This is a genomic window from Mesorhizobium sp. M7A.F.Ca.CA.004.04.2.1 (assembly GCF_004022825.1).
Classification (GTDB): domain Bacteria; phylum Pseudomonadota; class Alphaproteobacteria; order Rhizobiales; family Rhizobiaceae; genus Mesorhizobium.
The window spans coordinates 1-712 of the sequence record NZ_RZPH01001609.1; the positions used below are offsets into that span (position 1 = coordinate 1).

Consider the following 712-nt stretch of genomic DNA (forward strand, 5'->3'; position numbering starts at 1 on the left):
ACATGCATCCGGTCAAGGCGCAGTCGGACATCAAGCTGGCGCTGGAGAAATACGCCATCCGCGTCATTTCGCTGGATCACGAGGACGAGATCACCAAGCTGACGCGAGTGGTGCGGGCGCTCGATATCGATCCGGGCTCGATCAGCGTGTTCGTGCGGGTGCAGACCAAGGGCCATGCCGCCTACGAACTGTCGAAGAAGTTCGGCGCCGGGCCGGCCTATGCCGTCGAACTGGCCGAGCGGCTGAACCGCACCGGCTACAAGGTTGGCCTGTGTTTCCATGTCGGCAGTCAGATCGAGGATCCCGACACCTATGAGCGGGCACTGGCTTCCGCCGATTGGGTGCGCAACCGGCTGACCTTCGATATTGCCGGGCTCGACGTCGGCGGCGGTTTCCCCGCCGAATACGGCCATGACCCCAACCGCAAGCAGATCGAGATGCCGTCGCTCGGCCAGATCATGTCGCGGCTTTCGGGCGATCTGAAAGAGTATCAGTTCGACCAGATGCCGCTGGTGGCCGAGCCGGGCCGCGTGATCGTGGCGCGCTGCCTGTCGCTGATCGTGCGGGTGCTGCTGCGCAAGGGCAAGCGGCTCTACATCAATGACGGCATCTGGGCGTCGCTGTCGGATTCATGGACCGGAAAGATCACGCTGCCGGCGCGCTTCATTCCCGATCCTGCGATCCGCTCGCGCAATGGCGAGGAGAAGAACAT

Annotated in this window: 1 pseudogene; it reads left to right on the forward strand. The window is 63.2% G+C overall.

Annotated features, from left to right (window positions below):
- Window positions 1-712: pseudogene (locus EN893_RS36460) on the forward strand (ornithine decarboxylase); the annotation flags it as partial.